This is a genomic window from Paenibacillus lentus, from assembly GCF_042714055.1.
GTDB lineage: Bacteria > Bacillota > Bacilli > Paenibacillales > Paenibacillaceae > Fontibacillus > Fontibacillus lentus_A.
Genome location: NZ_JBHGVC010000001.1, coordinates 703,730 through 729,877 on the forward strand (window position 1 = coordinate 703,730; position 26,148 = coordinate 729,877).

At 46.9% G+C, this 26,148-nt stretch carries 30 protein-coding genes; 3 read left to right on the top strand and 27 right to left on the bottom strand.

Annotated elements, in window-relative coordinates; all coding sequences use genetic code 11:
• Positions 1–141: 141 nt before the first annotated feature.
• Positions 142–1,269, bottom strand: coding sequence for a nucleotide disphospho-sugar-binding domain-containing protein (locus ACE3MQ_RS03025; RefSeq protein WP_379390456.1), 1,128 nt, complete (start codon positions 1,267–1,269; stop codon positions 142–144).
• A gap of 175 nt (positions 1,270–1,444) precedes the next feature.
• The gene (locus ACE3MQ_RS03030) at positions 1,445–1,612 is read right to left on the bottom strand and encodes a hypothetical protein (protein WP_379390458.1); all 168 of its coding nucleotides are present in this window, start codon (positions 1,610–1,612) and stop codon (positions 1,445–1,447) included.
• A 114-nt stretch (positions 1,613–1,726) separates the two neighbouring features.
• On the opposite strand from ACE3MQ_RS03030, the gene ACE3MQ_RS03035 reads away from it, so the two are divergent.
• Positions 1,727–2,599, top strand: coding sequence for an AraC family transcriptional regulator (locus ACE3MQ_RS03035; protein ID WP_379390460.1), 873 nt, complete (start codon positions 1,727–1,729; stop codon positions 2,597–2,599).
• A gap of 34 nt (positions 2,600–2,633) precedes the next feature.
• Here ACE3MQ_RS03035 and ACE3MQ_RS03040 read toward each other — a convergent pair whose 3' ends face one another.
• From ACE3MQ_RS03040 to ACE3MQ_RS03135, 20 genes are all read right to left on the bottom strand, one after another.
• Entirely contained in the window at positions 2,634–2,810 is a 177-nt protein-coding gene (locus ACE3MQ_RS03040) for a hypothetical protein (protein WP_379390462.1), read from the bottom strand.
• A 71-nt stretch (positions 2,811–2,881) separates the two neighbouring features.
• Positions 2,882–3,910 (bottom strand): spore photoproduct lyase, encoded by a 1,029-nt coding sequence (splB, locus tag ACE3MQ_RS03045; RefSeq protein WP_379390464.1) that lies wholly within the window; start codon positions 3,908–3,910, stop codon positions 2,882–2,884.
• Entirely contained in the window at positions 3,907–4,173 is a 267-nt protein-coding gene (locus ACE3MQ_RS03050; RefSeq protein WP_379390467.1) for a transcriptional regulator SplA domain-containing protein, read from the bottom strand. Before ACE3MQ_RS03050 ends, splB begins: the two co-directional genes overlap by 4 nt.
• Positions 4,174–4,311: 138 nt before the next feature.
• On the bottom strand, positions 4,312–4,626 hold the full coding sequence (locus ACE3MQ_RS03055) for a hypothetical protein (protein ID WP_379390469.1): 315 nt from the start codon (positions 4,624–4,626) through the stop codon (positions 4,312–4,314).
• Positions 4,627–4,724: 98 nt separating this feature from the next.
• Positions 4,725–4,928, bottom strand: coding sequence for a cold-shock protein (locus ACE3MQ_RS03060; protein WP_379390471.1), 204 nt, complete (start codon positions 4,926–4,928; stop codon positions 4,725–4,727).
• A gap of 293 nt (positions 4,929–5,221) precedes the next feature.
• A complete protein-coding gene (locus ACE3MQ_RS03065) occupies positions 5,222–6,055 on the bottom strand; it encodes a lytic polysaccharide monooxygenase (protein ID WP_379390473.1) in 834 nt (277 codons plus the stop codon).
• Positions 6,056–6,512: 457 nt separating this feature from the next.
• Positions 6,513–6,980 (bottom strand): SRPBCC family protein, encoded by a 468-nt coding sequence (locus ACE3MQ_RS03070; RefSeq protein ID WP_379390475.1) that lies wholly within the window; start codon positions 6,978–6,980, stop codon positions 6,513–6,515.
• A 40-nt stretch (positions 6,981–7,020) separates the two neighbouring features.
• Positions 7,021–8,124: a GIY-YIG nuclease family protein gene (locus tag ACE3MQ_RS03075; RefSeq protein WP_379390477.1), complete on the bottom strand. Its 1,104-nt coding sequence runs from the start codon at positions 8,122–8,124 to the stop codon at positions 7,021–7,023.
• Between the two features lie 70 nt (positions 8,125–8,194).
• Positions 8,195–9,019, bottom strand: coding sequence for a 23S ribosomal RNA methyltransferase Erm (gene erm, locus ACE3MQ_RS03080; RefSeq protein WP_379390479.1), 825 nt, complete (start codon positions 9,017–9,019; stop codon positions 8,195–8,197).
• Positions 9,020–9,261: 242 nt separating this feature from the next.
• Positions 9,262–9,819, bottom strand: coding sequence for a cupin domain-containing protein (locus tag ACE3MQ_RS03085; protein WP_379390481.1), 558 nt, complete (start codon positions 9,817–9,819; stop codon positions 9,262–9,264).
• 86 nt (positions 9,820–9,905) lie between these two features.
• Entirely contained in the window at positions 9,906–10,904 is a 999-nt protein-coding gene (locus ACE3MQ_RS03090) for an HD-GYP domain-containing protein (protein ID WP_379390483.1), read from the bottom strand.
• Between the two features lie 163 nt (positions 10,905–11,067).
• Entirely contained in the window at positions 11,068–12,423 is a 1,356-nt protein-coding gene (locus ACE3MQ_RS03095; protein ID WP_379390485.1) for an S-layer homology domain-containing protein, read from the bottom strand.
• Positions 12,424–12,489: 66 nt separating this feature from the next.
• Positions 12,490–12,696, bottom strand: coding sequence for a hypothetical protein (locus tag ACE3MQ_RS03100; RefSeq protein ID WP_379390487.1), 207 nt, complete (start codon positions 12,694–12,696; stop codon positions 12,490–12,492).
• An 81-nt stretch (positions 12,697–12,777) separates the two neighbouring features.
• On the bottom strand, positions 12,778–14,340 hold the full coding sequence (locus ACE3MQ_RS03105) for an anti-sigma-I factor RsgI family protein (protein ID WP_379390489.1): 1,563 nt from the start codon (positions 14,338–14,340) through the stop codon (positions 12,778–12,780).
• Between the two features lie 2 nt (positions 14,341–14,342).
• On the bottom strand, positions 14,343–15,065 hold the full coding sequence (sigI, locus tag ACE3MQ_RS03110; RefSeq protein WP_379390491.1) for an RNA polymerase sigma-I factor: 723 nt from the start codon (positions 15,063–15,065) through the stop codon (positions 14,343–14,345).
• Between the two features lie 83 nt (positions 15,066–15,148).
• Positions 15,149–16,174: a phosphotransferase gene (locus ACE3MQ_RS03115; RefSeq protein ID WP_379390493.1), complete on the bottom strand. Its 1,026-nt coding sequence runs from the start codon at positions 16,172–16,174 to the stop codon at positions 15,149–15,151.
• Positions 16,175–16,383: 209 nt separating this feature from the next.
• Entirely contained in the window at positions 16,384–16,506 is a 123-nt protein-coding gene (locus ACE3MQ_RS03120) for a cyclic lactone autoinducer peptide (protein WP_074048639.1), read from the bottom strand.
• 2 nt (positions 16,507–16,508) lie between these two features.
• A complete protein-coding gene (locus ACE3MQ_RS03125; protein ID WP_379390496.1) occupies positions 16,509–17,024 on the bottom strand; it encodes an accessory gene regulator ArgB-like protein in 516 nt (171 codons plus the stop codon).
• A complete protein-coding gene (locus ACE3MQ_RS03130; protein ID WP_379390498.1) occupies positions 17,005–17,640 on the bottom strand; it encodes a hypothetical protein in 636 nt (211 codons plus the stop codon). Before ACE3MQ_RS03130 ends, ACE3MQ_RS03125 begins: the two co-directional genes overlap by 20 nt.
• A 207-nt stretch (positions 17,641–17,847) precedes the next feature.
• Complete coding sequence (locus ACE3MQ_RS03135; protein WP_379390500.1) at positions 17,848–18,456, bottom strand: class I SAM-dependent methyltransferase; 609 nt, start codon at positions 18,454–18,456, stop codon at positions 17,848–17,850.
• Positions 18,457–18,796: 340 nt separating this feature from the next.
• On the opposite strand from ACE3MQ_RS03135, the gene ACE3MQ_RS03140 reads away from it, so the two are divergent.
• Positions 18,797–21,811 (top strand): hybrid sensor histidine kinase/response regulator, encoded by a 3,015-nt coding sequence (locus ACE3MQ_RS03140; protein ID WP_379390502.1) that lies wholly within the window; start codon positions 18,797–18,799, stop codon positions 21,809–21,811.
• A gap of 64 nt (positions 21,812–21,875) precedes the next feature.
• On the opposite strand, the gene ACE3MQ_RS03145 is transcribed toward ACE3MQ_RS03140, so the two are convergent.
• From ACE3MQ_RS03145 to ACE3MQ_RS03160, 4 genes are all read right to left on the bottom strand, one after another.
• Positions 21,876–23,099: an FAD-dependent oxidoreductase gene (locus ACE3MQ_RS03145; RefSeq protein ID WP_379390504.1), complete on the bottom strand. Its 1,224-nt coding sequence runs from the start codon at positions 23,097–23,099 to the stop codon at positions 21,876–21,878.
• Positions 23,100–23,157: 58 nt separating this feature from the next.
• Positions 23,158–23,706, bottom strand: a complete 549-nt coding sequence (locus ACE3MQ_RS03150) for a YeeE/YedE thiosulfate transporter family protein (protein WP_379390506.1) — start codon at positions 23,704–23,706, stop codon at positions 23,158–23,160.
• A 38-nt stretch (positions 23,707–23,744) separates the two neighbouring features.
• Positions 23,745–23,972: a sulfurtransferase TusA family protein gene (locus tag ACE3MQ_RS03155; protein WP_379390508.1), complete on the bottom strand. Its 228-nt coding sequence runs from the start codon at positions 23,970–23,972 to the stop codon at positions 23,745–23,747.
• A gap of 148 nt (positions 23,973–24,120) precedes the next feature.
• Entirely contained in the window at positions 24,121–24,810 is a 690-nt protein-coding gene (locus ACE3MQ_RS03160) for a YeeE/YedE thiosulfate transporter family protein (protein ID WP_379390510.1), read from the bottom strand.
• Between the two features lie 168 nt (positions 24,811–24,978).
• Between ACE3MQ_RS03160 and ACE3MQ_RS03165 the strand changes: the two genes are divergently transcribed.
• A complete protein-coding gene (locus ACE3MQ_RS03165) occupies positions 24,979–25,866 on the top strand; it encodes a LysR family transcriptional regulator (protein ID WP_379390512.1) in 888 nt (295 codons plus the stop codon).
• Here ACE3MQ_RS03165 and ACE3MQ_RS03170 read toward each other — a convergent pair.
• Positions 25,846–26,079 carry a sulfurtransferase TusA family protein gene (locus ACE3MQ_RS03170; protein ID WP_379390514.1) on the bottom strand — a complete coding sequence of 78 codons (234 nt, stop codon included), beginning with the start codon at positions 26,077–26,079 and terminating at the stop codon, positions 25,846–25,848. The genes ACE3MQ_RS03165 and ACE3MQ_RS03170 overlap by 21 nt on opposite strands.
• Positions 26,080–26,148 lie beyond the last annotated feature (69 nt).

Here is a 26,148-nt window from a genome sequence, read left to right on the forward strand (position 1 = left end):
AACCGGTAATCATGATTACCCATTTATTATGTACCTTTACACCCTATTGTATTTCAAATTCGTGCTTTATGCTCTAAAAAGATACAACAGAACAAAGCCTCCCAAAGCTACTTTGGGAGGCTTGCTGTCGCCCGATTCAGTTTAATCGAATACCGGCACCGCAAAATACTGCTGTAATACGTCAGCGCCCCGCTTGCTTCCGCCGCCGTGGTGCAGGATTCTTTGCATCTCCTGTACGCTCTTCCGTATCACAGGGTCGGCGAGAACTTCCTCAGCGCTCTCCAGCAGCCGACTTGGCGTAATCGTCTCCAGCTCGAGCTTCCGGCCTAAGTTTAATTGCTGGGCCCGAGCGGCCACGAGCGGTTGATCAGAGCTTTGCGGCACCATCAGGAGTGGTACGCCGTACCAGAGCGATTCCATGACTGAATTCATGCCCCCATGCGATATGAACAAATCCGCTTGCTGCAGAATCTTCAATTGGGGAGCAAAGGGAGAGACGAGGAAATTGGCCGGAACCTTCTCCAGCGGCGTCTTAGAGACCATGACAACCTTCCAGGGAGTACCCGCAAAGGCTTCGATGCAAAGCTCATAGAATCGAGGATTATTAATCACGCTTCCAAGCGATATATATATCGTGGGATGACCGGCTATCTCCTCAAGCGGGAACTCCGTCTCCATGCCCCTGTCCACGACCTTTGGGCCGATAAATTCGAAGGCATCTTCCAAATACTCCGAATCTGGCTGGAATTCCCTTGGAATCGGAGCGAGCATTAGCGGCTCCCGCTTCAGGAACATGTTTATCACGATTTCCGGAATATCCCCATCAAACAACCGAGAGAAATAATCAAATACGGGAGAATCCGCGGTTACGGCAATCCCAGAAAAGAATAAGGCCCGCGGCAGCTTAAGCCGTTCGGCAATAGTACGTCCCCACAAGCACATCGGATCGCAAACAACACCATCCGCTTTCTCCTGGCGTACATGCTCCAGGAGTTCGTAGGCTTTTTCAACATGGCGGTTCAGATTGTCCACATAATAATCTCCTGAACGAAGGGCAGCCGTCAATGGCTGATCATCCGGCCCCTCCATTTGAAACCCGTATTCCTTTCCGATAATTCGGAGGTCTGCCCCAATGCTTCCAACCTTAGCGGCAAACTCCTCTGTCGTGTAGTACACGACTTGCTCTCCGCGGCGAACCAGCTCTTCTGCTACGGATAAAGTCGGATTAATATGACCATGATACGGCAGCATAAAAAACAGCAGCTTCATTCCTGATCCTTCTCCTCTCCAAAATAGACTTCATCTCTATAAACAAATTGTATGCAGCAAAAGTTGTATTTTTCATACAAAATTCCCTCATATTGGATTAACTCCAGTTCTTGACCTTCCATATCGCGACAAAAAAAGGCCCTTGCAGGCCTTATAAATAAAAGGCCAGAAGCCTTTATGCATTGGTTTTTCTTGCGATCGATCCAATGGCCAGCATAAATCCTGTAACGATCCACTGGATGGAATTAACATTTGTTTGCAAGTCGTTCATAATAGAAGGGAGCGCAATATTTACAGTGCCCGAATTCACGAGGGCTAGGAAGAAGGCACGTAATGGGCTCATCCGAAGGCTCCTCGATCAATATCCATTCCTGAAGAAACCCTGCAAAGCTGTGCACAAAATGTCGGGAATGCTGAACTCAACCCTGGTATTGTAAGGATAAAGGAGGTCAACTGCGTGGATTTGCTAAAAAAAATGAATGAAGCGATGAAGTATATCGAAGACCATCTTACGAGCGATATCGACTTTAAAGAGGTTGCTAGGCTGGCCGCCTGCTCCGAATATCATTTCAAAAGGATGTTCTCCTTTCTTGCAGGAGTTCCGTTATCGGAGTACATCCGCCGCAGACGGCTTACAGCTGCTGCTTTTGAGCTTCGCGACAGCCGTGTCAAGGTGATTGATATTGCCATCAAATATGGCTACAGCTCACCGGATGCTTTTGGGCGGGCTTTTCAAAGCCTGCATGGCATCACGCCGTCCGAGGCGAGAAGAGACGGTCATTCCCTTAAAGCTTATCCGCGTATGACCTTCCAGTTATCCATTAAAGGAGGAAGCGAAATGAATTATCGCATCGAGGAGAAAGAAGCTTTTTGCATTGTGGGACTGATGAAGCGTGTTCCGATCCTATTCAACGGGGTTAATCCGGAGATTGCTTCGATGTGGGAAAGCCTGGACTTGGAAACGATTGGGCAGCTCAAAGAACTGTCTAATGTGGAGCCGATCGGCTTGATCAGCGCTTCGACGAACTTCTCGGAAGGACGCATGGAGGAGCAAGGGGAGCTTGATCACTATATCGGCGCAGCGACCACCAAGCCGTGTCCGGATCACCTGGCACAGCTTGATGTCCCGGCCTCAACATGGGCTGTGTTCGAAGCCGTTGGGCCGTTTCCAGAAACGCTGCAAAATGTGTGGGGCCGCATTTATTCGGAATGGTTCCCCTCCTCGAATTATGAATTAGCGATCGGACCGGAGATGCTGTGGAATGAGGGCAAGGATGTTTCTTCCCCCGTTTTTAAAAGCGAGATATGGATACCCGTTTTGAAAAAATAATGGCGAAAAAAAAGTCAGGATCATTCCTGACTTTTTAATCGATATAGCCCTTATCCTTCAGCGCGTCATAGGCTGCGCTCTCGTTCTCTTCCTTGATTTGATATTCCAGCGTTCCTTCTACAATTTTGGCGCAACGGCCGCCAAATGGCTTTAGAGACTCTTTGATTTCTTTCAAATCGGCCGTTTCTTTTAATGGATAACTGACTTTCATGCGAAATCCACCTCCTATAGTAGGAATAACAAAACAGGAAGTGTCGTGCTATGGGAAAAGTCACATCCTCCTTACGTGAAATACTCCAGCTTCGCCTTAGGAAAAAATTTCTCCATATAGCCGTAAAGATGACTTTTTAGATCCTCTTCCTCTTCTTTCGGGTAAATGTATTTTCCGATCCCATACTTGCCCCATTTGTATCTTCGCTTTTCCTCATCCAGCTCCAATTTGGTCATCGGATAATTTTTCTCAATCACCCGCTTTGCCGGCTTGGTAAACCGATGCTGAATGAACTCGAACGTGATATCCTCCCGCGCATCCTCCGGCAGTTCGGCATCCAGGCGCTCAAACATGTGATAGTAGCCTTCCTCCCACCCTTCATGAAGATATATGGGAGCTACGATAAATCCCAGGGGATATCCGGCTCTGGCCACCTTGCCCGCTGCTTCGATCCTTTTATCCAAAGGAGAGGTTCCCGGCTCAAAATTTTTAATGACATAGTCGGCATTGACGCTGAAGCGGAACCGCGTTTTGCCGTTATGCCTCGCATCGAGCAAATGATCCACGTGGTGAAATTTCGTGACGAACCTCAGTTTTCCATATTCGGATTGACCGAAATGCTCGATGGCTCTTTTCAACGTATGCGTAAGATGATCGATTCCTACGATATCCGACGTGCAGGAGGCCTCGAATCGGGTCGCCTCAGGCGCCCGCTCCTCTATATATTGATCCGCCGCCTCCAATATTTCTTCTACGTTGACATACGTTCGAATGTACGGCTTGCTCCCCATCGTTGTTTGTAAATAACAGTAATGGCAATGTCCCATGCAGCCTGTCGCAAAGGGAATCGCATATTCCGCCGAAGGCTTGGACGTATCGAACTTCAGGGTTTTGCGAATGCCGACGACCAGTGTAGATTTTGCGACCCGGTATCGTTGAAAGTCGTTGTCTCCGGGCAAATTCCTGACTTGATTATGCGAGGTGGTGTAGCGGATTTCGACGTCCATGTTGGAGAATTTATCATACAGCTCTTTACCGAGCGGATATTCCAGGGCATCCGGTTCAAAATAGACCAGCTTCGGCGTAAAAGGCTTAATCATTCAAAGCTCCCCTCGGACACAGCAGAACCGAAATAATGCTGATAGGCTAGCTCTGCCTCTTCCTCTGTTGCATACACCGCCATTTCACGGGAGAGCGGATAATACGTTTCGTATAGAAACATAGCCAGCTCCTTCGGATTGTCCGGATTGTTCACAACCGCCGCCTGTTGGATCTGGGCTACATCCTGGGTATGCGGGTTACGGTAAAAAACGTAGACGATATCTCCGGGCTTATAGGTGTTGTTATCGTTATGTAATTCCACTTGGTCACCTTCTCTGTGATATAGATGGCTATAGTTAACCACCATTATTTCCTACGGTGCCAAGAAGTATGTTGCCTATTTGTGGAACTCTAACAAGCACAAAAAAAACCACTTGCATAAATAAGTGGTTTTTTTCGGTTATTCGACAACTTCTAATTTAAATACGCCGTCCAATTTTCCGTTTTTATCGAGTCTCTTCTTCAAAGGAACTTTAATATCTTTCCCCAGCTCCTTAAAGAAAATATTTACGTCGCAGTTGACGTTCGCCAAAGATACTCTCAAAAGGCCTTCTTCACTGATATTCGGATTGGCTTCAACCGGAACCGTAGTCTCTATGGCAAATTGTTTCGTTAGGGTTTTCATGTATCTTGAGAATATTTCGATCAGTTCACTGTTGTCGAAATTATCAATAGCGATTTGTCCTTTGTTTGTAAAATTCAAGTTAACTTTCACTTAAACATTCCCCATTTCTATGAAGTTTAGAAAACGATGGCCAGTTCTCCCCCTAGAAGAAAAGCTGCTCCCTATTCAGGAGCAGCCCTAATCAAAAATTAATAAATTTTCGTCACGTTTTCAGCTTGAGGTCCGCGATTGCCTTGCGTTACATTGAACTGAACGCGTTGACCCTCGTCCAACGATTTGAAGCCTTCGCCTTCGATCGCGCTGAAATGCACGAATACGTCATTTCCGTCCTCGATTTCAATGAAGCCAAAGCCTTTCTCTGCGTTAAACCATTTTACTGTACCTGTTTGCATGTCATTACCTCCAAAATATTATTTAACATGATCATTTTCCCACAAACAAAAAAATTCACACATTGAGAAAAGTTCCATCATAAAATGAGACTCTGTTCAACGTGTGAATTCGTTTCAATTTCGATAAATTTAATAATACCACAAATATCTTTAAACATCAAGGCTCCTTACGATTTATCAATTTCGTATTGCCGAATTCATAAAGGTGCCCAAATATCGCTCATTTGGGCACCTGCTTGCTTGTGGATATTAGACAAGCTCGTTATTATGCATTATTTAAAGCGTGATGAGCCTTACTGAGGCGGAGCGTCGCCGATCAGCTTCCATGGCCCCCACTGGCCTGTAGTTCCCGGCTCCTGGCCTTGTGTCCACCACAGGGCTTCCCAGAACTGCCCATTATGAATGACGACTTCGCCCGTATTATAGATTCTGATCGCATTCCAGACCAAATGCTCACCGAAGCGGTTCGGGTCACCTGGGAAACCTGGCTCCGGAGTAGTCGGCGCTGACGGGTTGATGCTCAGATTCGCATCGATGACCTGATAGAAGGCATTATCGGTATCGGCGATATCCCATACAGCGACAATTACATAATAGCCTTCGCGATCATTCGGGATGAAACAATCATGGTCTACATCATCCGGCGGGATGGCGCCATCATCAACATATCTGCAGAACAGCTCCAGATCCGCCCGCTTAAGCGGCGAATTCGGATCCCAGCCTTTCTTGGTAATATAATAATCCCAAGTATTCGTGCTGTGGTTCGCTACGATATCCCAGTGGAACGTATGCTCTCCACCCGTTAAATTGACTTTTTTCCAACGCGTAGCGGTCTGCTCATCCAGTTCCAGGAATATTCCGGCACTGGCAATTTGGCCATCAGGTACCCCGATCTCAGGGAAATCCCCCCGCCCTTCTACACTGAACGGCTCGTAGATGACCCTGCCGCAGTTCACGTTCTCCCCTCTGGCACATAAATCCGCACGGCTATCGGTCACATGGCCATGCGCGGAAGCGCTATCAGCAAAGATCGCTGAACAAGCCAGCATAACAAGCATTGCACCCGCAGCCACCAGAAACATTTTTACTTTCGAATATTTACGTTCAATCATCACATGAGCTGTCATTCCATCTTCCTCCTTATAATTGGGATAGGATAAGATTGCTTCACGACCAACTCTATTTGAATTTTAGAATCACCTCTTTCTAGCAAAGATAACGGAAATACAAGCTTGAAAAAGCCCCGCATTCCTCCTTTCTTCATACTTTATTATCAAATCCTGAAGAGGGAGGGTCTAATTCCTTGAAGTCATTGTTCAGGAATTGATGACAGGGATTAAGAGAGATGAATAGATGACTAGTGCGATCATTGGGGGATATAAGTAGCGAGGATTTGGTATATGGAATATTATGGATTTATTTATATTATACTATAATCCTATATTTGTCAATTTTGTGACAATTATAGAGAAGGTAGTCTAGGCTAGCACAAAAAATACACTTTTCAGTCATAAAAAAACACCTCCTTCATCGGTCGAATGCAACCATAAAGGAAGTGTGTGGGTTTCTATTCAGAAACGTTCATTAAATGGGATCGGGAGGAGCCTTGTCCGCAACGACAGTCAACACGATGCCATGCTCCAGCAGCGCTTTTAATGCGCATAGCACCATGGTAAAGCCGCCCATCGAGTCCAGGGCTTCGCTTACTATACGATCTCCTTCCCCCTTAAAGCCCGCATTAATAATACTAACGTACGTTTCGCTATCTCCGAGCGGCGTAAAGATCCATTCTACAGAATTGATGTCCGGCGGTGACCAATTGAGCAGAATACGACGATTCGCTTCTACTTCCAATACATCCACGTCCGTGCCGACGCCATACATCTCCCATTCCCAACGTACTCGCTTGCCGGCTTCCAGCCTGCCGCTGCTCTTGGTGAACCAGAATTTAGTCGTAATCGATGGTTCGATGATCGCCTCAAACACCTCCTGTACCGGTCGGCGAATTAACATCCCGGTTCTAACAACGGGTTCTTCCTTCATATGGATCATCGTGCTTCTCCTTTCGGCATCTGGCTCATATTGTACTTAATTAAGCTGGCTGGTCGAAACTTAAAAATTGCTGAAGCGCTCCGTCCATCTCGCATTGTCCTTCTGTTTCCATCCATGTTTCCGGAATGACAAGATGATGGCACGCGCTGCTCTGCAGATAGCTGTAAATAATCTGTGCGGCATCGATTTCATCCCGGGAAACCTCGTTCATGCCGCATCGATGATCTCCCTGAAAATAACTGAGAATGAGATCTCTGGCCCTCGTATGCAGCATCTCGATTTCCGCAGACGAAGCTACAGAATATTTGCCGCTGTACAGCACCTCATTCCGCTTAATCAGAAATAGCTTTATTAAGTTTTCCTCTAAATATTCAAAGACGACGATGCGGTGGTTCTCTGAGGTGAATTCAATTACTTGCTTTTTACTTAAAAGCAGGTTTACTGCCTCAATCGCATCCCTGTACTTCGCCGCCTGCTCAAAATCGAATTGCTCTGCTGCCTCCAGCATACTGCGCTCCATCTCTTCGTACAGGCTCCGATCCGTTCCTTCAAGCAGAGCAATGAGTCGATCCAGGATCTCATGATACTGCTGGGCGGCCGCCCCGCCGAGGCACATCCCCAGGCACAGGCCGAGCGAGTAATTCAAGCAAGGAATGCTTGAAGCAGGGGCTGCGAGGGATTTATTGCAAGCGATTTTGCAGCATTCCTGAATTCTCTGCATCGCATTTTCTACCGTATTCCTGCCTGCTGTATAGGGTCCGAAGATGATAGGGCTGTCGGTACCCTTCACTTCAAGAGTATTCGTTATTTCAAGCCGGCGAAAGCCATCCTTTTGCCGCAAGACAATATAAGAGTAGCCTAGCGGATTTTTCATCTTCCGATTGTACATCGGCTTCATCTCCTTGATGAGCCTGCACTCGAGCATAAAGGCCTCAAACTCGGTGTCCGTAACGATCCACTTCAGGTCTTTGACGTGATGAACCAGCTTCTTTATCTTGGGGGAGTGCGAATTATTATTATAAAAATAGGATTGCACTCTTTTTTTGAGATTTTTGGATTTGCCAACGTATATCACTCCGCCCTGGGAATCTTTCATCAGATATACACCCGGCGAAACCGGAAGGTCTCGTATTTTCTCTTTCATGGAAAAGTCGATCCTCTCAAAGATAAAACTTAAGATAATTATAGCATGATGATTTAGTGTCATATACGTGCTATCTTCTCTGTTTTTTACGCTTCGGAACCCTCGGCCAGCGAACCGGATCCACATGCTGAAGCATAGCGAGAAACAGTTCCCCCCACTGCTGCTCGCTCAGAGAGCCGATGGGTTGATTTCGATCGACGCTTAGGAGCCTCACCAAGCGCGTAATTTGCGGCGCTGTAAAGATCCCAGCTAAAGCGGCAAAAAACGGCATTTGCGGAAATTGAAGCCCGTAAGCGGCCAGCCCCATAAATTTTGCATGGTGATTCGGAGAAACTAAAGGTCGCTGCTTTCGAGTCACAAGGAGGATCGCAGAATCCACGCTGGGCGGTGGAGAAAAATGGCTTGGCGATACGGCTCTGACAAGCCGGATATCATACCACATTCTCCATTTCAAAATGCGCGGGTTTATCGTTGGAACAGCAGTGAAACGTTTGGCCGCCCCTTTTTCAACGATAATCACGGCTCGCTGCAGCCCGCTATTTGGCTGATCCAGCAATTTAACGAAAATGGGTGTCGTAATCGAGTATGGAATATTGGCAACCACCGAAAACGATCCTGTCGGTAGATTATATTGCAAAAAATCTATAGATTTGACGCGAATATTCTTTTTTCCCTCCGTCTTTCTTAACAACTTGCTAATATAAGCAGAATCATTCTCAATAGCTACAACCGTACCTGCTTTCTCGGACAAAGGGAAGGTGATTGCCCCTACCCCAGCACCGATATCCAGTACCGTATCCTTACGGCTTATTTGGGCCATCTCAATTAATTCTCCCACCAGTCGCTTGTTGATTAACAAATGCTGCGCGGAGAAATTTATTTTATTTTTGGACACAAAAAATGCACCTCATTCATTTGGATTAAGGAATGAAAAAGGTACACAACAAATAAACCCAAGCCATTTCATAAAAAATGGGGGATTATAGTTCTGTACCTCTCACTACCTTAAACGAATGAACATGATGCACCTATAATACAAAGCTGCCCCTCCTCCATGGATATCTCTCCATGAAATAACGTTCCAATTATAGCAGCTTATGCTGAATTGTACAATTTGGATTAGGCTCGTCTTTAAAACTATCTCGGATAGGGAGAATTCGCCATACTGCTGCCACATCCGACCGGAGGCCCCAGAATAACGGATTCGCGTATAGGCGCTACCGCTCTGGCATAATCCTCTTCATTCACGCAATAAGCCCGCTGCATGACTTCTTTGGGGACGAAGCGCAGAAAGTCGGAGCCATATACGATATCCGGTGTAGGTTGATCGAAGATGGTTAGGAGATGCGCATGATCGCTTTCCGCGATAATCCAGTGAAACCAGCCCTTTGGCAACAGAGAGATCTGGCCGGGCTTCAAATAATAAGTCATCAGCCTTTGAGTGAATGGATCAAAAACGGAAGTAATAACATCTCCGCTGATCACATAGACCATCTCGTTGACATTCGTATGCCAATGCGGCTGGATGATAATGCCCCTGGTTAAATGGACATTGAAAAAACCGGTTTTTATCGCGGGAAGCTGTGCGCCGAAAACTTGAGTAATATAATTTTGCGGATCGCGGCGGTAGTTAAGCACCTGGTTGGAATCAGCCGCCAGCCGAAGATCTGGAGATTGCAGAACAGGATCGATCATATGAGTATCCTCCTTGATAGGTAAACGTCTATCTAAGATATGCCTAGTAGGATGGATTTGACACAATACTGCCCTGGCCTAACTGTCTATCCAGATGAAGTCGTGCTGAGGGTAAGTTCACCGGTAATCATCAGCGAAGGATGGTCTGCCAGCGAAATCTCCTGCTCGGTCGCCAATATACGGACGACGGGGCGTTGCATATGCGAAATGATTTTAATAACGATAGCTTGTTCACCGTTGCTTAAGACGACCTTCGTCCCCGGAGGATATGGGGCAATGGATTTAATGAACGCATCAACGACTTCCGGATTGAACGATGTGCCGTTCAAAGCCATGATCACTTCAACGGCTTCATGGGGAGACATTTTCTCTTTGGACAATGCATTCTCGTACGTATTTGCTACAGCGCAGACCTGTGCATATTCGTGGACATCCTTGCCTGAAATCGCCCTAGGATACCCGCTTCCATCGAATTTCTCATGATGCTGAAAAGCGACATGCGAGGATAACAGACTAATCTCGCGAATTTGTCGCAGCATATTGAATCCGGCCTCCGGGTGTTTTCGCTCATCTGCCGCTACGGCCTTGCCAATGTCATGCAGCAAGCAGCCTACCGCCAAATCTCTAAGCTGCAGCTCGTGATAACCCATTTGCTTGGCGATCTGCAGGGATAGCAGCGCAACATTTACGCAGTGTGCGTACAGCTGCAATTCATCTGCAATCGTGGTCGCCGGAATAAGCACGACGACGGGACGGCGCTTAACCTCGTCAATCAGCTGATCAACTCCCTTTAAAATATGCCGTAAAGGCAAGGGCTTATTCCCAGCGGCAGCATCATATGCCTCCTTCACGGCGTGGATAATATCCAGCCAGGTAGGCAGCTCAAGCATCTCATCCAAAGTAATTCCCTTCGATTCCGCATCCTCGACGACAACATGAGAAATCCCCAAACGGATCAATCTGTCCACGATTTTGGGATGAATCGTATGATTGGCCGTAAGTAGAATCCGGCCCTGCCCATCATAAATCGCCTTTGCTAATTGCATGGTTTGTTCATCATACTCAGATAGTTTAATTAACCTCAATGTATTGCCTCCTATATGACTTATCTAAAATCTTATACCACCAGTTACCTAATACGAAATAACCATTTATTTTATGGGTGGTACTTTAGTCCTATTTTTATAACAAAATAAAGACCAGCCTCGCATGCCGCGATTCACTGGTCTCTTTTGTTAGCTTATTGAATTAATCCTTATCATCGTTTTCGATTTCGATCTTCAGCTGCTTCCCGTTTGAAAATTTAACCTCAAGCTCCAGCTCTTCCACCTGATTCTTGTCGATATCCAGGGCTGTCATAAGCTTATCGACAGCTTCTTTGCTGCTCATGCTGTCGGCGAGACCCACTTTAGCAATAAGCTCCTCCATATACTGAACGGCTTTGCTGCCGTTTAGCTTTTCTTTATCTTTTTTGGAGCTTTTCTCTACCTGTGCCTGAGCCGATCCCTTCTTGTTTTTGTACTCCAGCTTTATTTTTTCCTTGCCAGTTAATTCAACCTCGAATTCAAACTCCATAACCACGCCAGCTTTTTGTTCTGGATTCGGCTTCGGCTCGTTTTTAGATGCTTCGTCCTTGATCGGATTTTTCGCATCGAGCAGTTCTGCTTCTACGACTTTGCCTTCTTGAACAACCAATCTTACTTGGTCATTTACGGCAATTTGATCGGCCAGAATGAACTTTTTGTCATACTTTACGGGCAATTTGGAAGAAATGCCGTAAGAAAACAATTCTTTATTCCAGGTTTCGATCTTAATCTGACCGTTGACTTGATGATTGGCACTGTCAGTCGTAAATTGAATCTCCTTTACGGTACCGCTGACGGACACGGCTCCTTGATTTTCAAGCAGGCCATCATTCGTACGATCCAATAATGCCGCCATCTCCGCACGCGTCACGTTCTTGTTCGGCTTAAAAGTACCATCGGGATAACCGCTGACGATCCCTTTCGCCACGGCCACATTGACATAGCCGACAGCGCCGGCAGGAATAGCCTTCGCATCCTTAAATTCAGGAATCTTCGTCATTTGGTTAAGCGCTTCGTCTTGGAGGCCCAGGGCTTTTACCAGTAAGCTCGATACCCATACGCGGCTTGCCGGCTTATCCGGAATAATTTTCTCCTCTGCCGCATCGAACAGGCCGCGTTCCAACGCTACGATGACATAACCTTTAGCCCATGGAAACCGCTTGTCCAGTTGATCCGCATCCTTGAAATGAAGCTGGGTATCCAAAGCTTTCGATTTGGCTTCGCCTTCCAGTCCCATTAGGCGAACTGCCGTAACAATCGCCTCAACGCGGGTCACCGGCTGATTCGGGCGAAAAGTACCGTCCTCAAAGCCCTGCAATACTTTTTTCGATTGCATTTTTGTAATGTAACCCGCAGCCCATTCCGCTTCTTGAATATCGTCAAATTCCAACACCACTTGCACGCGTCCGTTTTCCAATCCATTCGTCCGTACATCCTTCGATGCCATAATTTGACTGGTGTACCCGAAGGTAAGAAAACAGGCAAGCAGCAAGCAGAGCAATCCTTTTAATTTTTTCATGATGTTCTTCCCCTTTTCAAAGCAATAATTTTGAGCTGACCCACATTCTGCATATGAATGTCGCGTCTATGATTTCGAAGCCATCTCTTGAATCGTCTTCAAAGAGACCTTCGTCTTTCGCTCCACCTCCATCATGCTGGCCTGAGGATGCTTGGCAAGATAGTCTTTCACCTTATTTACTTCCTCAAGCTGAAGCTTCAGACATTCACTGCATAAATGGGTTGGCTTCCAAATCATCAGTACTCCGCATTTATCGCAGTTGATCAGCGCCATTCACAACCCTCCAATCCAGCCGTTTTCCATACAACTGTTATTACGTCGGATCAGATCATTTTGTGGGGGGCGCTATAAAACCTAATTTTTCTCTTCTTCCTCTGTCTGCTTTGCTTTCTCTCTAGCCTTCTCTTTTTCCTTTTCGATTTCTTTTACTTGCTTATCCGCTTTCTCTTGATTTTTTCTATCCTGTTCCGCTTTCTTCTCTTTCTTCTCATGCTCCTTTTGCTCCTGCGCCTTCTTCTTCCCCTTGGCTTCCTCCCGAGTCTTTAACGGATTAATAGATTCGAACTCAAACTCACTGCCATCTGAAAATTCAACCTCGAATTCGATTTCATGCCACTCATTTTGTTTGAGATTTAACGATGAAATAACCCGGCTCACCACGATGCTCCTCTCGCTCTTCTCCTGAAGATCCAAATGCTTGATCACCTTCTCGGCGAAGGTGATAGCCTGCTGTCCCTCCTGTTTCTCTTCCTGCTGCTTGGATTTCTTCTCTACCTTGGCCTCCGCATGCCCATCTTTGTTCTTATATTCTAGCTTGATCTCTCCGTCCTCAGCGAGCTTAACCTCCAGCTTCAGCTTTTGAATTTCCGGCTTTGAATTCGCCTTCGGCGTCTTCTCCGCTTTATCGGCTGCCGACTGCTCCTGAGCCTTGATGGATTCATCGGTCTGCTTCTGTGCAGGTAAATCCCTTTCATCGGATGGACGCACACTGCTGTTGTTGTTCATTATGCTGCCGGCACCTTCCGGTTTACCCTGACTGCCCTTCGCCGGAATTTCTTTATCCAAATTCATCCCCTGCTCTTCATTTGGCTTATCCTTTTCTGAAACAGATTTGTCTTGAACCTGATTCAAGGCTTCATTCGTTAGCGGTTCCCCGCCTAATGGCGGAGACCCTTTAAATAACTCCTCTGGATCAACCTCTGCTTGCTGGAGCGAGTGCAGAATCGATTGGCTGCGCAGCTGCTCCGCGCTTAGATGGATTCCCTTTTCTTCCGCCAGCTCCAGAACGATGTATTTGTTCAGTGTCAGCTTCGCGTCCTTCGCTTGCTCCAGCTGCTGCTCATTCGCGGTAAAAACCTCAACCTCATAGCCTTGGTTTGGAGCGGAAATTTTCTGCGGATCAATGGAATAAGCTCCCTGGCCAAGATCAACGATCGATAGCCAAATCCATTTTTTCTCGGTTTCTATATCCAGGTATCCCTGTACCTCCGCTTGTGTAAAAATCCACTGAACAGCCTGATAGAAATCCTGGTTTACGACTTCTTCCTCAGACAATAGCTGCTTGGCCTCGTCATTCAGCAGGTTCACCTGATCGATCATTCCCTGTTTATTCACAATCAGCTCAATGCCCGGGTTAATATCTATAGCTACCAAAGTCGCCGGCTGCTTCGATCCCAGCAAATAATTAAAGACAAAGACTACTCCTAGTAGCAATACTAAAGAAGCGGCATAAATCCATTGTTTTTTCAAATAACGCTTGTAGCTGCTCCTCTGTTTCGGCTGATCCGATAAAGGGACGACAATGCTGTCCCCTAAGCCGGGCATTGCCGGCGGATGCGGCAAATTACGAAAAGTCCCATCCTGGCAGAGGACAACGATACAATGTTCTGTTATTTTCATCACTGTGCCTTGCATCATTATCACTCTCCTACATCCGCAAACGAGACAGTGCTACGAATTCGCCCAAATTCATCGTTCGAATAAATCAGGACGAGCGCAATCAAATACTTGCGGTTTCTTTCTAATGTTTTACGGCTGACTCTAAAAAGATCCAGCATCTCTTTCATAGGAAGACGCTTGGTTTTATGTAAAATATCAATCCAGTCCGAATGCCCGCTAAATTGTTTGGCTATCTGAATGAATTGCTTGCGGGTATCCCGATGCTTGGGTGATAAATCCTCTAATTCCTCTAGGGTTACACCGTATTCTTGCAAGGTTTCACCGTAGAGTATGAGCTCCTGCGCCAATTCGAACGCAGACTGCTCCCGTTCATAAGCTTCCATCGAGCTGGCGATTTCCATTGCTGTTTGATCAAACTCATCCTGAACGTCATCATATACGACGCTTTCGGCCCGCAATATTTTTCCTTGCCTGCGAAATTCATCAACCAGGCGATTGCGGATCAGCATAAAAGCGAAGTTATCGAAGGATTTGCCCATCGTATCGTTATAACGGTCAATCGCCTCATTAAAAGCGATCAAGCCTATGCTGGACTCGTCATGCTCCCATCCGATTTGCCGTTTGCACACATGGGAAACCGTCCGAAGAATAAAGGGGCGGTAGTGCTCGATCAGCCTCTCTCTCTCAGCTGCATTGCCCTCTTCTTGGACTATTTTAAGAATATGTTCTATCGGCCTGTCCATCAAAAGTAATCACTTCCTATTACGTGTGTATCATAGCTGTTTATGGGGGTGCTCTTAAAACTTATATAAGATATATATCGTAATTAGAGTTGAGAAGTCTTAGGATGGAGATCACTCATCAACGCCTCAGCAAACCAGCCTTCGTTCCTCTCTAGCTGCCTGAGCTCGGACGAGATATACCCCACTTGCTTACGCAGCACCTCGGCGCCGTCGATACCGTTTAAGAAGCGGCTCATAAAGTGCAGGAATACATCGATTTGGCGCAAGCGCATAAGTACCGGAATAGCTTCAACCTCTTCAGGTGTAAGACGAATCCGGCCGCCGAAGCCTCGGCAGAACAGCCTTACAGCCTCCCGTCCCTCATCATTGCCCTGGCCCAGCAGCCCGGAAATAATGACTGCAGGCTCCATCGCCCGTACATCCTTTGTGCAAAATTCGAAATCGAGCAGCGCCGTCACTTGCGCGGGATCATGTGAATCTATCAGCAGATTGGAATAATTGAGATCCCCGTGTATGAGCTGCTGCGGCAGCTTCCCCAGCCCGTTCAGCTGCTGGAGCATACCGGTATAGGCTTGTCCCAGCTCGCTCAACGATTCCTGCAAATCCTTGAACGGTTCGGGAGGCTGCCCGCAAAATTTCAGAACGATTTCACGGCTGCATGAAGGATAAGACTGGGGCAATTCATAATAGGGTCGATATGCCGGCTGCACACCGGGCTCAACCTCAGCCAAACAGCTCAATAATTCTCCGGCGGCCTCCCCGAATGAAAAGGCTGCTCTACCGCTCTCCCCTTCTGACCGCATACCTTCAATGTACTCAAACATACAGGCATATCTGCCGCTGCCATCCTCCAATTGCACCATCGTCTCACCGGTCATCGTTTGAATGGGAAGCGGAACGCTAAAGCTCATGGCAAGCTGATTCAGCGCCTGCAGCACCGCGTGTTCAAATCGTATTTTTTCGATATCGCGATGCGTTTCATAAATCCGCAGTACACTGCGATGCAGGCTGCCTTCAATAAAATAAGTCGTATTGTTCCAGCCGCTTGCTCCCTGCCGTATATCCCCGCTGTATTCCAGCGGATAATGATTCAGAATTGATTTCAGCATCTCTCTATCCTTTCTGGCTCCCTAATGGAAGGGATTTCATATCAAACTATTTTACTCTAATAAAAATAAAACTCAAAACAAAGAAACCCAATAGCTCTTCACAGCGCCACTGGGTTTCCTGCCTTGCCTAGTATTCAATTTAAAATTTCGCATTTCAACAGTTTCCCAACCTTCATGCATGACTGCTTTGATTCAGTTACCATGCTTAATTATTTGAGCAATTCTTCCGGCGTTTCGCCTTGATAGATATACAAGAAGCTAGCAGTGGATACAACAAACGCAGCGAAGAGAGACAACATGGAAGCACTGGCATAAGCTACTTTTTTCATCATTTTCACCTCCTTAGTTTGATTAACAGCATCGACTGAGCAAAAAAGGAAAGGCTAAGAATGGGTGACATGATTAGAAAATTGGAGCATACGATCAGCACGGAAGCCAATTTAAGCAGTGGATAATATTTCACGGGAATACGCGTTTGCTGCTGTATTCTGGATGGGGAGAAGATGAGGCAAAGTATGGCAGCTATCCCGTTGATCGTCATCGCCAAGGGAAAGCTAAGCTCGATTAAAGAAAGCAATGTAAACAGCGCTGTCGTTGAAAGGACGCATTTCATGCCGGAATTGAGATGAATCCCGCCCGAAACCTGACGAAGGACGGCAAACGATACAAGTAGCATGATTACTTCCTTCGTCCTGCCTGTTAACGCCGATAGCAGCAGCGTTATGGATATGATCAGAGCGGCATTCAGCAACAGGGCGATGGAATACCGCAGAACGGCAATGGAGGCCGGATGATCGGGAGCCGTTCTTTTAATTTTGATCGCAATTTTGTCAGCCATCAAATGGATCATAATCCTTCTTCTCCTTCCTTACCGCATAAAATAGAAAAAAGGAGAGCGTGATAGAGAAAAACAATATATTAGACCATATCTCATTCCGGTAAAGAATAATGGTGAAAAATATCAATACGACAAAAATCGCAGAACTGACGATTAGATCCTCCCGCTTGAATCTGACCTTCTCGAAGCTCCATGTAAATCCGATTCCCAGCTTATAGAGCAGCCAAGCTACAAGCCCGATCGTAATTGCGCTGGACGTCTGCAGAGCATATCCATAAATCAGAACGGTCTGTGATTCAATGATGGAGTCGAATACGATCGTTACAATCATCGTTTGCAGCAAACTGAATGCTGTATAACCAATGAACGTAATAATTGCAGATCCAACCAAAGGCTCTTTAACCACCGTAGCTACAAAAAATATAAATAACATAATATTGGTAATCGGCGCTAAATAATAGAGAGAAAGCTCGCTGCGCAGCAGATAGCTCTGCAGTGACATTAACAGGACAACAAATAAGGCCTGCCAGAAATAATGAAACGGGTTAATCTTGAAAATAGTCATCATCAACGCGAAAATACCCAGGCCTTCGATGGTTGAAAAAACCATAAATGCGACTGATTCCATAGTTAGAGATCACCCTTTTAGCGATAAAACATCTTTCTATTTGTTTGCGGTCGCCTTCTAAATGACCTCGTCCGAAATTACTGGAAGCCAGTAATTATCTTTGGGAAAATATGGACTATCGAGTTAATTAGAATATACGATAAACGAGCCTATTTTACAAGAATATTTTTCTATTTTTGGTATATTTGAGACGTTTCTCCTGATATCCTATACTTTTTGGCCTATAAATTGTATAACATGGGAGAGTCCTTGATGAAGCTTCCCCTCCCGTCGTTCCACTTCCCCCATAAAAAAATGAATAATCCGCCAGCCTGCAAAGATTTCAAGAAATTCCTCCGGACGATACAGCATGTCCAATTCCTTTGGCCCGCCGCTTTGATAAGCAAGCTGATGAACGGAGTATACTTCACTGATGAATAGACCTTTGGGCTTTACCGCATCCTTCACGGCGAAAAGCGTCTTCTCTCTGAGCGTAGCCGGAAAGTGACCAAAAATATTCACAACCTGATCCCATCTTTCTTTTTCCCAGCTTGCTGTATTTAAATCTACGAGCTCAGACTGAAGGGTTACTCCTCGCTCCGTCGCCAAGGCATTCATTTTCTCGATGCCCGAGGGAGCATAATCCCAAGCCGTTACCCGCATTCCTTTCTCCGCCAAAAAAACAGCGTTACGCCCCTCTCCTTCCGCGATCGTGAGCGTCTCTCCCCCTGCGACGAGATTAGAGTGCATCGCTTCCAGAAAAACGTTTGGGCTTTTCCCGTACACGTATTCCTCTGATTTAAATCGCTCATCCCAAGAATGATAGGGCTGCGTCATATGGCATCTCTCCTTCCATGATCATTGATTTTGTGCTGACTCCCAATATTATATCCTATATTTATTCAACCGCTTACCCCGAAAAAACTTTAAATCGGGAACAGGATGATTTTAGGGGTTTCAGGTATGTTAATATATCCTTGATAGCGCGTTTGAGTGTTCTCATATTTAACTAGAGGGGTTTGGCGAAATTGTCGAATTTAGGTAGACTATGATGACTAAAAGAAAAACACTTCTTATATCCCTATTATTTCTATCCATCCTAACGGGCTTTCGCTTTGTGTGGATGTATTTCTTCACCGCACCGGCTCAGCCGACTGCAATTCAAGGAGAATTGGATTTGAGGAATTGGGATCAGCTGACAGAGCACCCGATAAAACTGGACGGCGAGTGGGAATTTTATCCGTATACACTATTCATGCAAAACAGCGATATTAACATGGCTTTAGAGGATAAAGCCGATTACATACCGGTTCCGGGCAGCTGGAAATTTCTCCAGAAGCCGAATACCAACTCTTATTATGGATACGGCTCTTACCGCTTGCGAATTCTAGTCGATCCTGACCTGGGCAAGTCCTACGGTTTCCATATTACAAACATCTCGACCTCCTCTGAGGTATACGTCAACGGCCAATTGCTCGCACAAAGCGGACAGCCCGCGGATCATAAAGAGGCATACAAGCCGCAAAATATCCCTTATACAGCTTACTACACATTGGAAAACGAGGGCGTTCTCGATCTCGTCATTCAAGTGGCTAATTTTGATAACACCCGTAAGGGCGGTATTGATCGGTCTATTAAGTTTGGATTGGAAGATACATTGAATCGGAAGATACATTTTGCCAACGATATGGTTCGTTTCGCCTGTGTAGCTTACATGATCCATGCGCTTTATGGAGTTGTGCTGTTTTTTATCGGCAATCGGGACAAGCGCTTAATTTACTTTTCGGGCATGATCACTTGCATCGTGCTTGGTACGCTGCTGGATGGCGAGAGGCTGCTGTTTGTGTGGTTCCCCTTCGACTATCAATGGGGGATTAAATTCCAATATATCGTCGTCATTTCCGGCGGCTATTTCCTGCTGCAAACGATTCGGTATCGGCTGCCATATTTTCTAAAAACTACGGGCTCTCTCATCTTTATCATCGCATGCGCTGCGGCCATAATGTCGATTTTGCTGCTGCCAGCTTCCTACATATTTATATTGGAGCCCGTCTACTTACTGATCATGTCTATCCCTTGTCTGCTGGCCCCAACGGTCATGTTCGGCTCAACGATCCGGAACAGCAGAGAGAATATCTTTTTGCTGCTTGCTGCCATCGCGGCGATTAGCAGCTTGATCTGGCTATTTATCATTTATGCGCTTCGCATCGAGATGGTTTCCTACCCGTTCGATCTTATCATCGCCACCATCTGTTTTGCGTCGTATTGGTTTAAACGATATTTTCAAGTTCTGAACGAAACCCAAAAGCTCACAACAAAGCTGCAAAGAGCCGACAAGCATAAAGACGATTTCCTCGCCACGGTCGCCCATGAGCTGCGCAATCCACTGCATGGCATTTTAAATATCTCGCAATCGGTGTCGGAGCGGGAGAAAGACAGCCTTGGAAATAAAAGCGCTAAAGATCTCGAGCTGCTGCTTACTGTCGGACGCCGCATGTCATATATGCTGAATGAATTACTCGATCTCGGACGGCTAAAGGAAAATCGCATTGAACTGTCGCCGGCCCCTGTCTCCATTCATAGCGTAACGTCAACCGTTATCGACATGCTGCAATTTATGACCGATGGTAGGCAAATCAAGTTCAGCAATCGGATTCCCAGCACCTTCCCCCTCGTCATCGCTGATGAGAACCGCTCGATTCAAATTCTCGTCAATCTCCTGCACAATGCCGTGAAGTATTCGTATGCAGGGGAGGTGTCGATTCAAGCCTCGGTAGAGAACGGCTGGGCGGTTATTTCCGTTGCGGATTCAGGCATCGGCATCGAGGCGGAGGTGCTGGAGAGAATCTTTGAGCCTTATGAGCAGGCAGCTCAAGGCATAACCGCGCTGGGAAGCGGCTTCGGCCTTGGGCTCAGCATCTGCAAGCAGCTCGTGGAGCTGCACGGCGGAACCATAAAAGCCAGCTCAAAGCTAAACGAAGGCTCGGTATTTACCTTTACAATGAAATTAGCCGCTCCAGTCGATCAGCTCGAAGAACCAATGCTTCAACAACCAACGAAGGACGTCACATTGGCGCAGGAGCAGCCAGCCATAGTGGACATTCCAGGAGAGCAATATGCCGTTACCAAAGAAAGTCCGCTGCAAAATTCGATGTCCAAGCCGCTGCCTGAGCCGATGGCCAAGTTGATTTCCGAGCAGCTAAGCGACCGCATCCATCTGCTGGCTGTAGATGACGACCCGGTCAATTTGAAGGTGCTGGAGAGTATATTTGCGGCCGAACCATATGAAATATTAACAGCAACAAGCGGCCCGGCTGCATTGTCCCTGCTCGATCAGCTCGATTGGGATTTAATTATCAGCGATGTCATGATGCCGAACATGTCCGGCTATGAGCTGACGTCCCGGATTCGGGAGCGTCATTCGTTGTCCGAACTGCCTGTATTGCTGCTGACAGCATGCAGCAGAGACGAGGACATTGAGGCTGGCTTCCGGGCCGGGGCCAACGATTATGTCACCAAGCCAATGAAAGCAACCGAGCTGAAATCGCGAGTTAAATCATTAACGAAGCTAAAAAAATCCGTGAACGAGCGGCTGCGCCTGGAAGCGGCCTGGCTTCAAGCGCAAATCAAGCCTCATTTCATTTTAAATACGTTTACGGCGATTGCGGAACTCAGCAAAGTGGATATGGAGCGCATGGATGCGTTGGTTGAGGAGCTGAACAATTATATCCGGCTCAGCATCGATTTCCAGAACTTCGATCAGACCGCTTCGCTGGAGCATGAGCTTAGTCTGGTGCGTTCGTACCTATACATTCAGAAGGAACGCTTCGGCGACCGGTTGCAGATCGTCTGGGAGGTCGATAATCCTATTCAGATCGATATTCCCCCGCTCACAATCCAGCCACTCGTAGAGAACGCGATTACCCACGGCATTCTGAATCGTGCGGCAGGCGGAGAAGTAAGAATTCGCATTACGCAGAGCGACTACGACGTCGAGGTACGCATTTCAGATAACGGGGAGGGCATCGATGAAGCAAGGCTTGCGTATATTCTTGATCGCCAGTTCGACAAGCGCACTGGAATCGGCCTTCATAATACGGACAGGCGGCTGAAGCAGTTTTATGGGAGCGGCCTCAAGATCGAAAGCAAGCTTGGCGAGGGAACCACGGTTTCTTTTTCGATTAGGAAATAAACGCGAGCAGCAAGAACCCGAATCATTACCTGATCGGGTTCTTGCTTCGTTGTTCCCTATGCTCCTAGGATAAGAGGCTGTTTAACTGTGCTTCATTTATCTTCCCGGTGAGAACCCTTTGAATCTTCCCATCCGTTAGGTAAGCCACGGCCGGTACGGTGTCTATCCCCAGTTTGGCAGCAAGTCCAGGGGATTTATATACGTCCACCTTAGTCATCCGCAGCTCCCCAGAATGAAGCTGCTCGAATTTCTCGATCAACGGCAGCAGCTCGCGGCACTGCGGCTCCGTCGCATTCCATAAATAGACGACCGAAGGCTTGCCGTGATTTTGAATCTGATTTTCATAAACTTCGCATTCAGATATATATTTCTCGGCCCCATAACCGGCAATCGCGCCATCTCCTACCGCAGTAGCCACTTGCTTAAGGAATTTGTCGCATACGTCCCCTGCTGCGAACACGCCGGGAATGCTCGTCTCCATCTTCTCGTTAACGAGTACGTAACCGTTTCGATTCAGCTCCAGCACACCGGACAATACTTCGGTATTCGGAGTATATCCAATGAACAGGAAGCAGGCATCGACTTTCACGGGCTGCAGCTCACCGGTTTTCAAATTTTTCAAGACAACGGTATCCAATTTCTCCTCGCCTTCAAAAGAGTTCACCATCGTATTCCACATAAATTCCATCTTCGGGTTATCGAGCGCCTGGTTTCTGGCAATTTCATTACAATCCATTTTGCCATGGTCATGCATGACGGAGACGATAACTTTATCGGCAAATTTCGTCAGGAAAATCCCTTCTTCAATCGCGGCGTCCCCGCTGCCGATGACCATTATCGTTTTTCCCGTATTGGCTGCGGCGTCACACGTGGCGCAGAAGGAAATCCCTTTATCATACAAATACTTCTCCTCGTTCTTCGCCCCTGTCAGCCTCGGTTTCCCGCCGCTGGCAACGATGATCGCTTTGCATTCGTAACGAACCCGGAATGTTTCGACGACCTTCACCTCCCCGGCAGCGGACACCGCTTTTACATCGGTCATCTTAAAATCCACGCCGAATTTTTTAGCCTGCTTATGAAAAAGACCCATTAGCTCCGTCCCCGTCGTTCCCTCTGGAAAACCGGGATAATTTTCGATCTCATTGGTATAGGTGGCAAGACCGCCAACCAAAGTTTTTTCCAGGATCAATGTCTTGAGCTTGGCGCGCCCACAGTAAATACCCGCCGTTAATCCCGCTGCCCCGCCGCCGATAATGACGACATCATACTGTTCCGTTTTCTTCTCCATGCCATTCACCCTCCTGTAATCAAAGAGGCTGACCTGCGTCAGCCTGCTCGAACTCTCTTTACATAAAGAACTTGGCTAATAATTTACTGCCTATAAAAGCTCCAGCGAACAAGAATAACCAGAAAATCCATCCGGAGAGCGACAGCGACGATATCGAGGTAAACAATGCCCCGATATTACATCCATTCGCAAGTCTCGCCCCATAGCCCATCAGCAGTCCGCCCAGTATGGCCGCAAGCACCTGTTTCATCGATCGGATTTTCTTCAGCTTGAACTCAGAGGCAAAAAGCGTAGCTAGCAGCGCCCCCAGAATAATACCTAGGTTGCGGATTGAGCCGCCATCGTTCAAAAATCCGGCAGACAGCTTCTCTTGCGCCTTTTCCGAGCTGAAATACGCCCATTGATCGGCATTGCCGCCCACCAGCTGGTACAGCCAGGCTCCCCAATCGGCAAAGGTGCCCGTTACCCCCCAGCCTTTCGAGAACACAGCGAGATGGGCTATAGCAAATACTGCGAGCAGCACCGCTCCGGTAACGTAGGTAAAGGGCTCCTTCAACAGCTGCTTGTAGAAACGGTTAGAGGATATTTTCAACCAAAATGCGTTCATCGCTCGAATCCCCCTCCTTTCTCCTCATTTCGAAAATTCTATTTGGCCTTCTCAATGATAACTTCCCATTCTCCGTCATCGATTTCTTCGATTTCCACATTGTGGCCCTGCTTCCTAGCCCACTCCGGAACATTCTTCATCGCGCAGCTATGGTCAATCGCAACGACCAGCACATCGCCGACCTTCAGCTCCGTCATTTTCTTCTCTGTTCTCATCAAAGGAACCGGACAAGCTTCTCCCATGCAATCCAACGTAAATTCTGCCATTTTGAAAACCACCTTTAATTTTTTTTGTGAATCGTTCGACTGTTTTGTTTTTGATCTCGCTCTGGATTATTTGTGAAATAATTCACTTTTGAGTGAAAAAGAATCAAGCAATCTGTCAAGGTAACCTTCTTTGCTTCGCTGTACTTTCTTACTCCGCGCTGCCCATCTTTTTCTCCTGCCATTTGACAGAAGCGATATAGAGCAGCAGGATGATCAGGAACTGAACCACCAATGCTCCCAACCAGCCAAATACATCTGGTAAAAATACGGCCGGCGCATCCTTGATCACATTCGCCCGCCACCAGCCCATATCATGCGCGCCCCACAGGGAGCCGATCACGAAGAACAGCAGTGAAATCATCTGCATCGTGAAGCCTTCCCCTACCCGCATCAGCGTACCGGAGGCACAGCCGCCGGCAATGACCATCCCGATTCCGAAGATGACGGCGCCGATGACCAATGCCAGACTGATCTGGCCGACATTATCCATGCCCGGAATCGGGTTGCCTCCCGCAAATGCGGAGTACTTAATCGCCGTGAAACCAATCGTTGCAATGGAGCAAGCGATTAAAACCGCCCTCGTCACGGAAGTACTCCCCGTAATGCACGGATCTCTCATTGAAGCGGTAAAGCAAAATCGTGATCTTTGTAAAATCACGCCAAACGAAAGCCCGAAGAGCAAATAGACAACCATTTTGTCATTGTACTGATTCAGGAAAAAACCAAATCCAATGACGAGAGCCGTAGCCAGCAATGCGATGGGCAGCTGACTCTTTTTAGGTTTTCTCGGTGCTCTAGTGCGAGCGGGCTTCGTTGCGGGACTAGCATTTTGTCCCATGAATGAACACCTCCAACATTGATGTCAATTGACTATGTGAAAATAATAACATTCTTTTTCAGCCTGTGGTTATCTGCTTTTTTGATGCTGCATAAGTTTTTCTAATGGCAAATTAGTCATAGACACGTGTGATATACTTTGATCAAAGGCTGGCAACAGGAGGAGCATATGATGAATTTGGAAACGCTTAAATTATTTCTTGATATTGCCATGCTCAAGAGCATCTCCAAGGCGGCGCAAAAATCTCATATTACACAGTCCGCTCTCAGTCAACAATTAAAATCCTGGGAAACCTCACTTGGCACGGAGCTGCTGCAAAGAAGCAATAAAGGTGCTAAGCTGACCGAGGCGGGAGTAATCGCGGAGAAATACGCAGCTCAAATCTGCAAATTATACGAGGATATGGTTACGGAAATCGAGCAATTGCGGCCCAGCCAGCACCAGCTATCCATTTACGCGATCCCGGAGGTATGCAACTACGCTCTGCCCTGTACTTTATTTGAAGTAAAGAGACATTTTCCCCATTGCAATATCACGTTAAACGAATCACTCACTCCGCAAATCGAGGAGCATATTCTGCTGGAAGAAGGCGATATCGGCTTCATTTCCGGCCCTTCCTCAAAACCCGATGTGAGCTCATATAAGGTATTTTCAGACAAAGTCATGCTCGTTTCGAGCAGCTCCAGGCTTTGCCCCGAAGAAATTTCATTAGAGGAGCTGCCACGTTATCCGCTCATTTGGTCGGCACAGCTCTGCTGCGTCCAACGGACGCTGGCTCAGGCATTGGCAGAGAACGTGAAGCTGAATATTCTCTATAATCTCGATTCCATCGAAGCCGTCAAGCTGGCTGCGATCAAAGGGCATGGCGCTGCATTTCTGCCGTACATGTCCATAAAAAAAGAGCTGTACAGCAAACAGCTCAAAACGATCCATATTCGTAATTTTCAGGTTTATAATGAGGTTCATATGATCAAGAAAAAAAATCAAAGATGTGATCGTGATACGAAACAACTGATCCATTATATCGAACAAACCTTAATTGATACGTTGTGCTGAAGCTTCAATGCTAATTTCCCATACACCGTTGATGACTTCTTGGATGGAGCAGCGCAGATTGGCCTGATCGCAATACTCCGTAATCGATTTTCTCGCACAGCTATGATCCGTTATGAGCAGCACTTTCTCGCCGCGGAGAATCGCTTGGTGGTGCTTCTTCAGCATCATCACAGGCACAGGACATATTTCTCCCAAGCAATCGATTTCAAGCATACGCTGCCACCATCCCTTCGTATCACTAGGATTATCTGATGAACCTAGTATAACGTTAACCTTCAATTG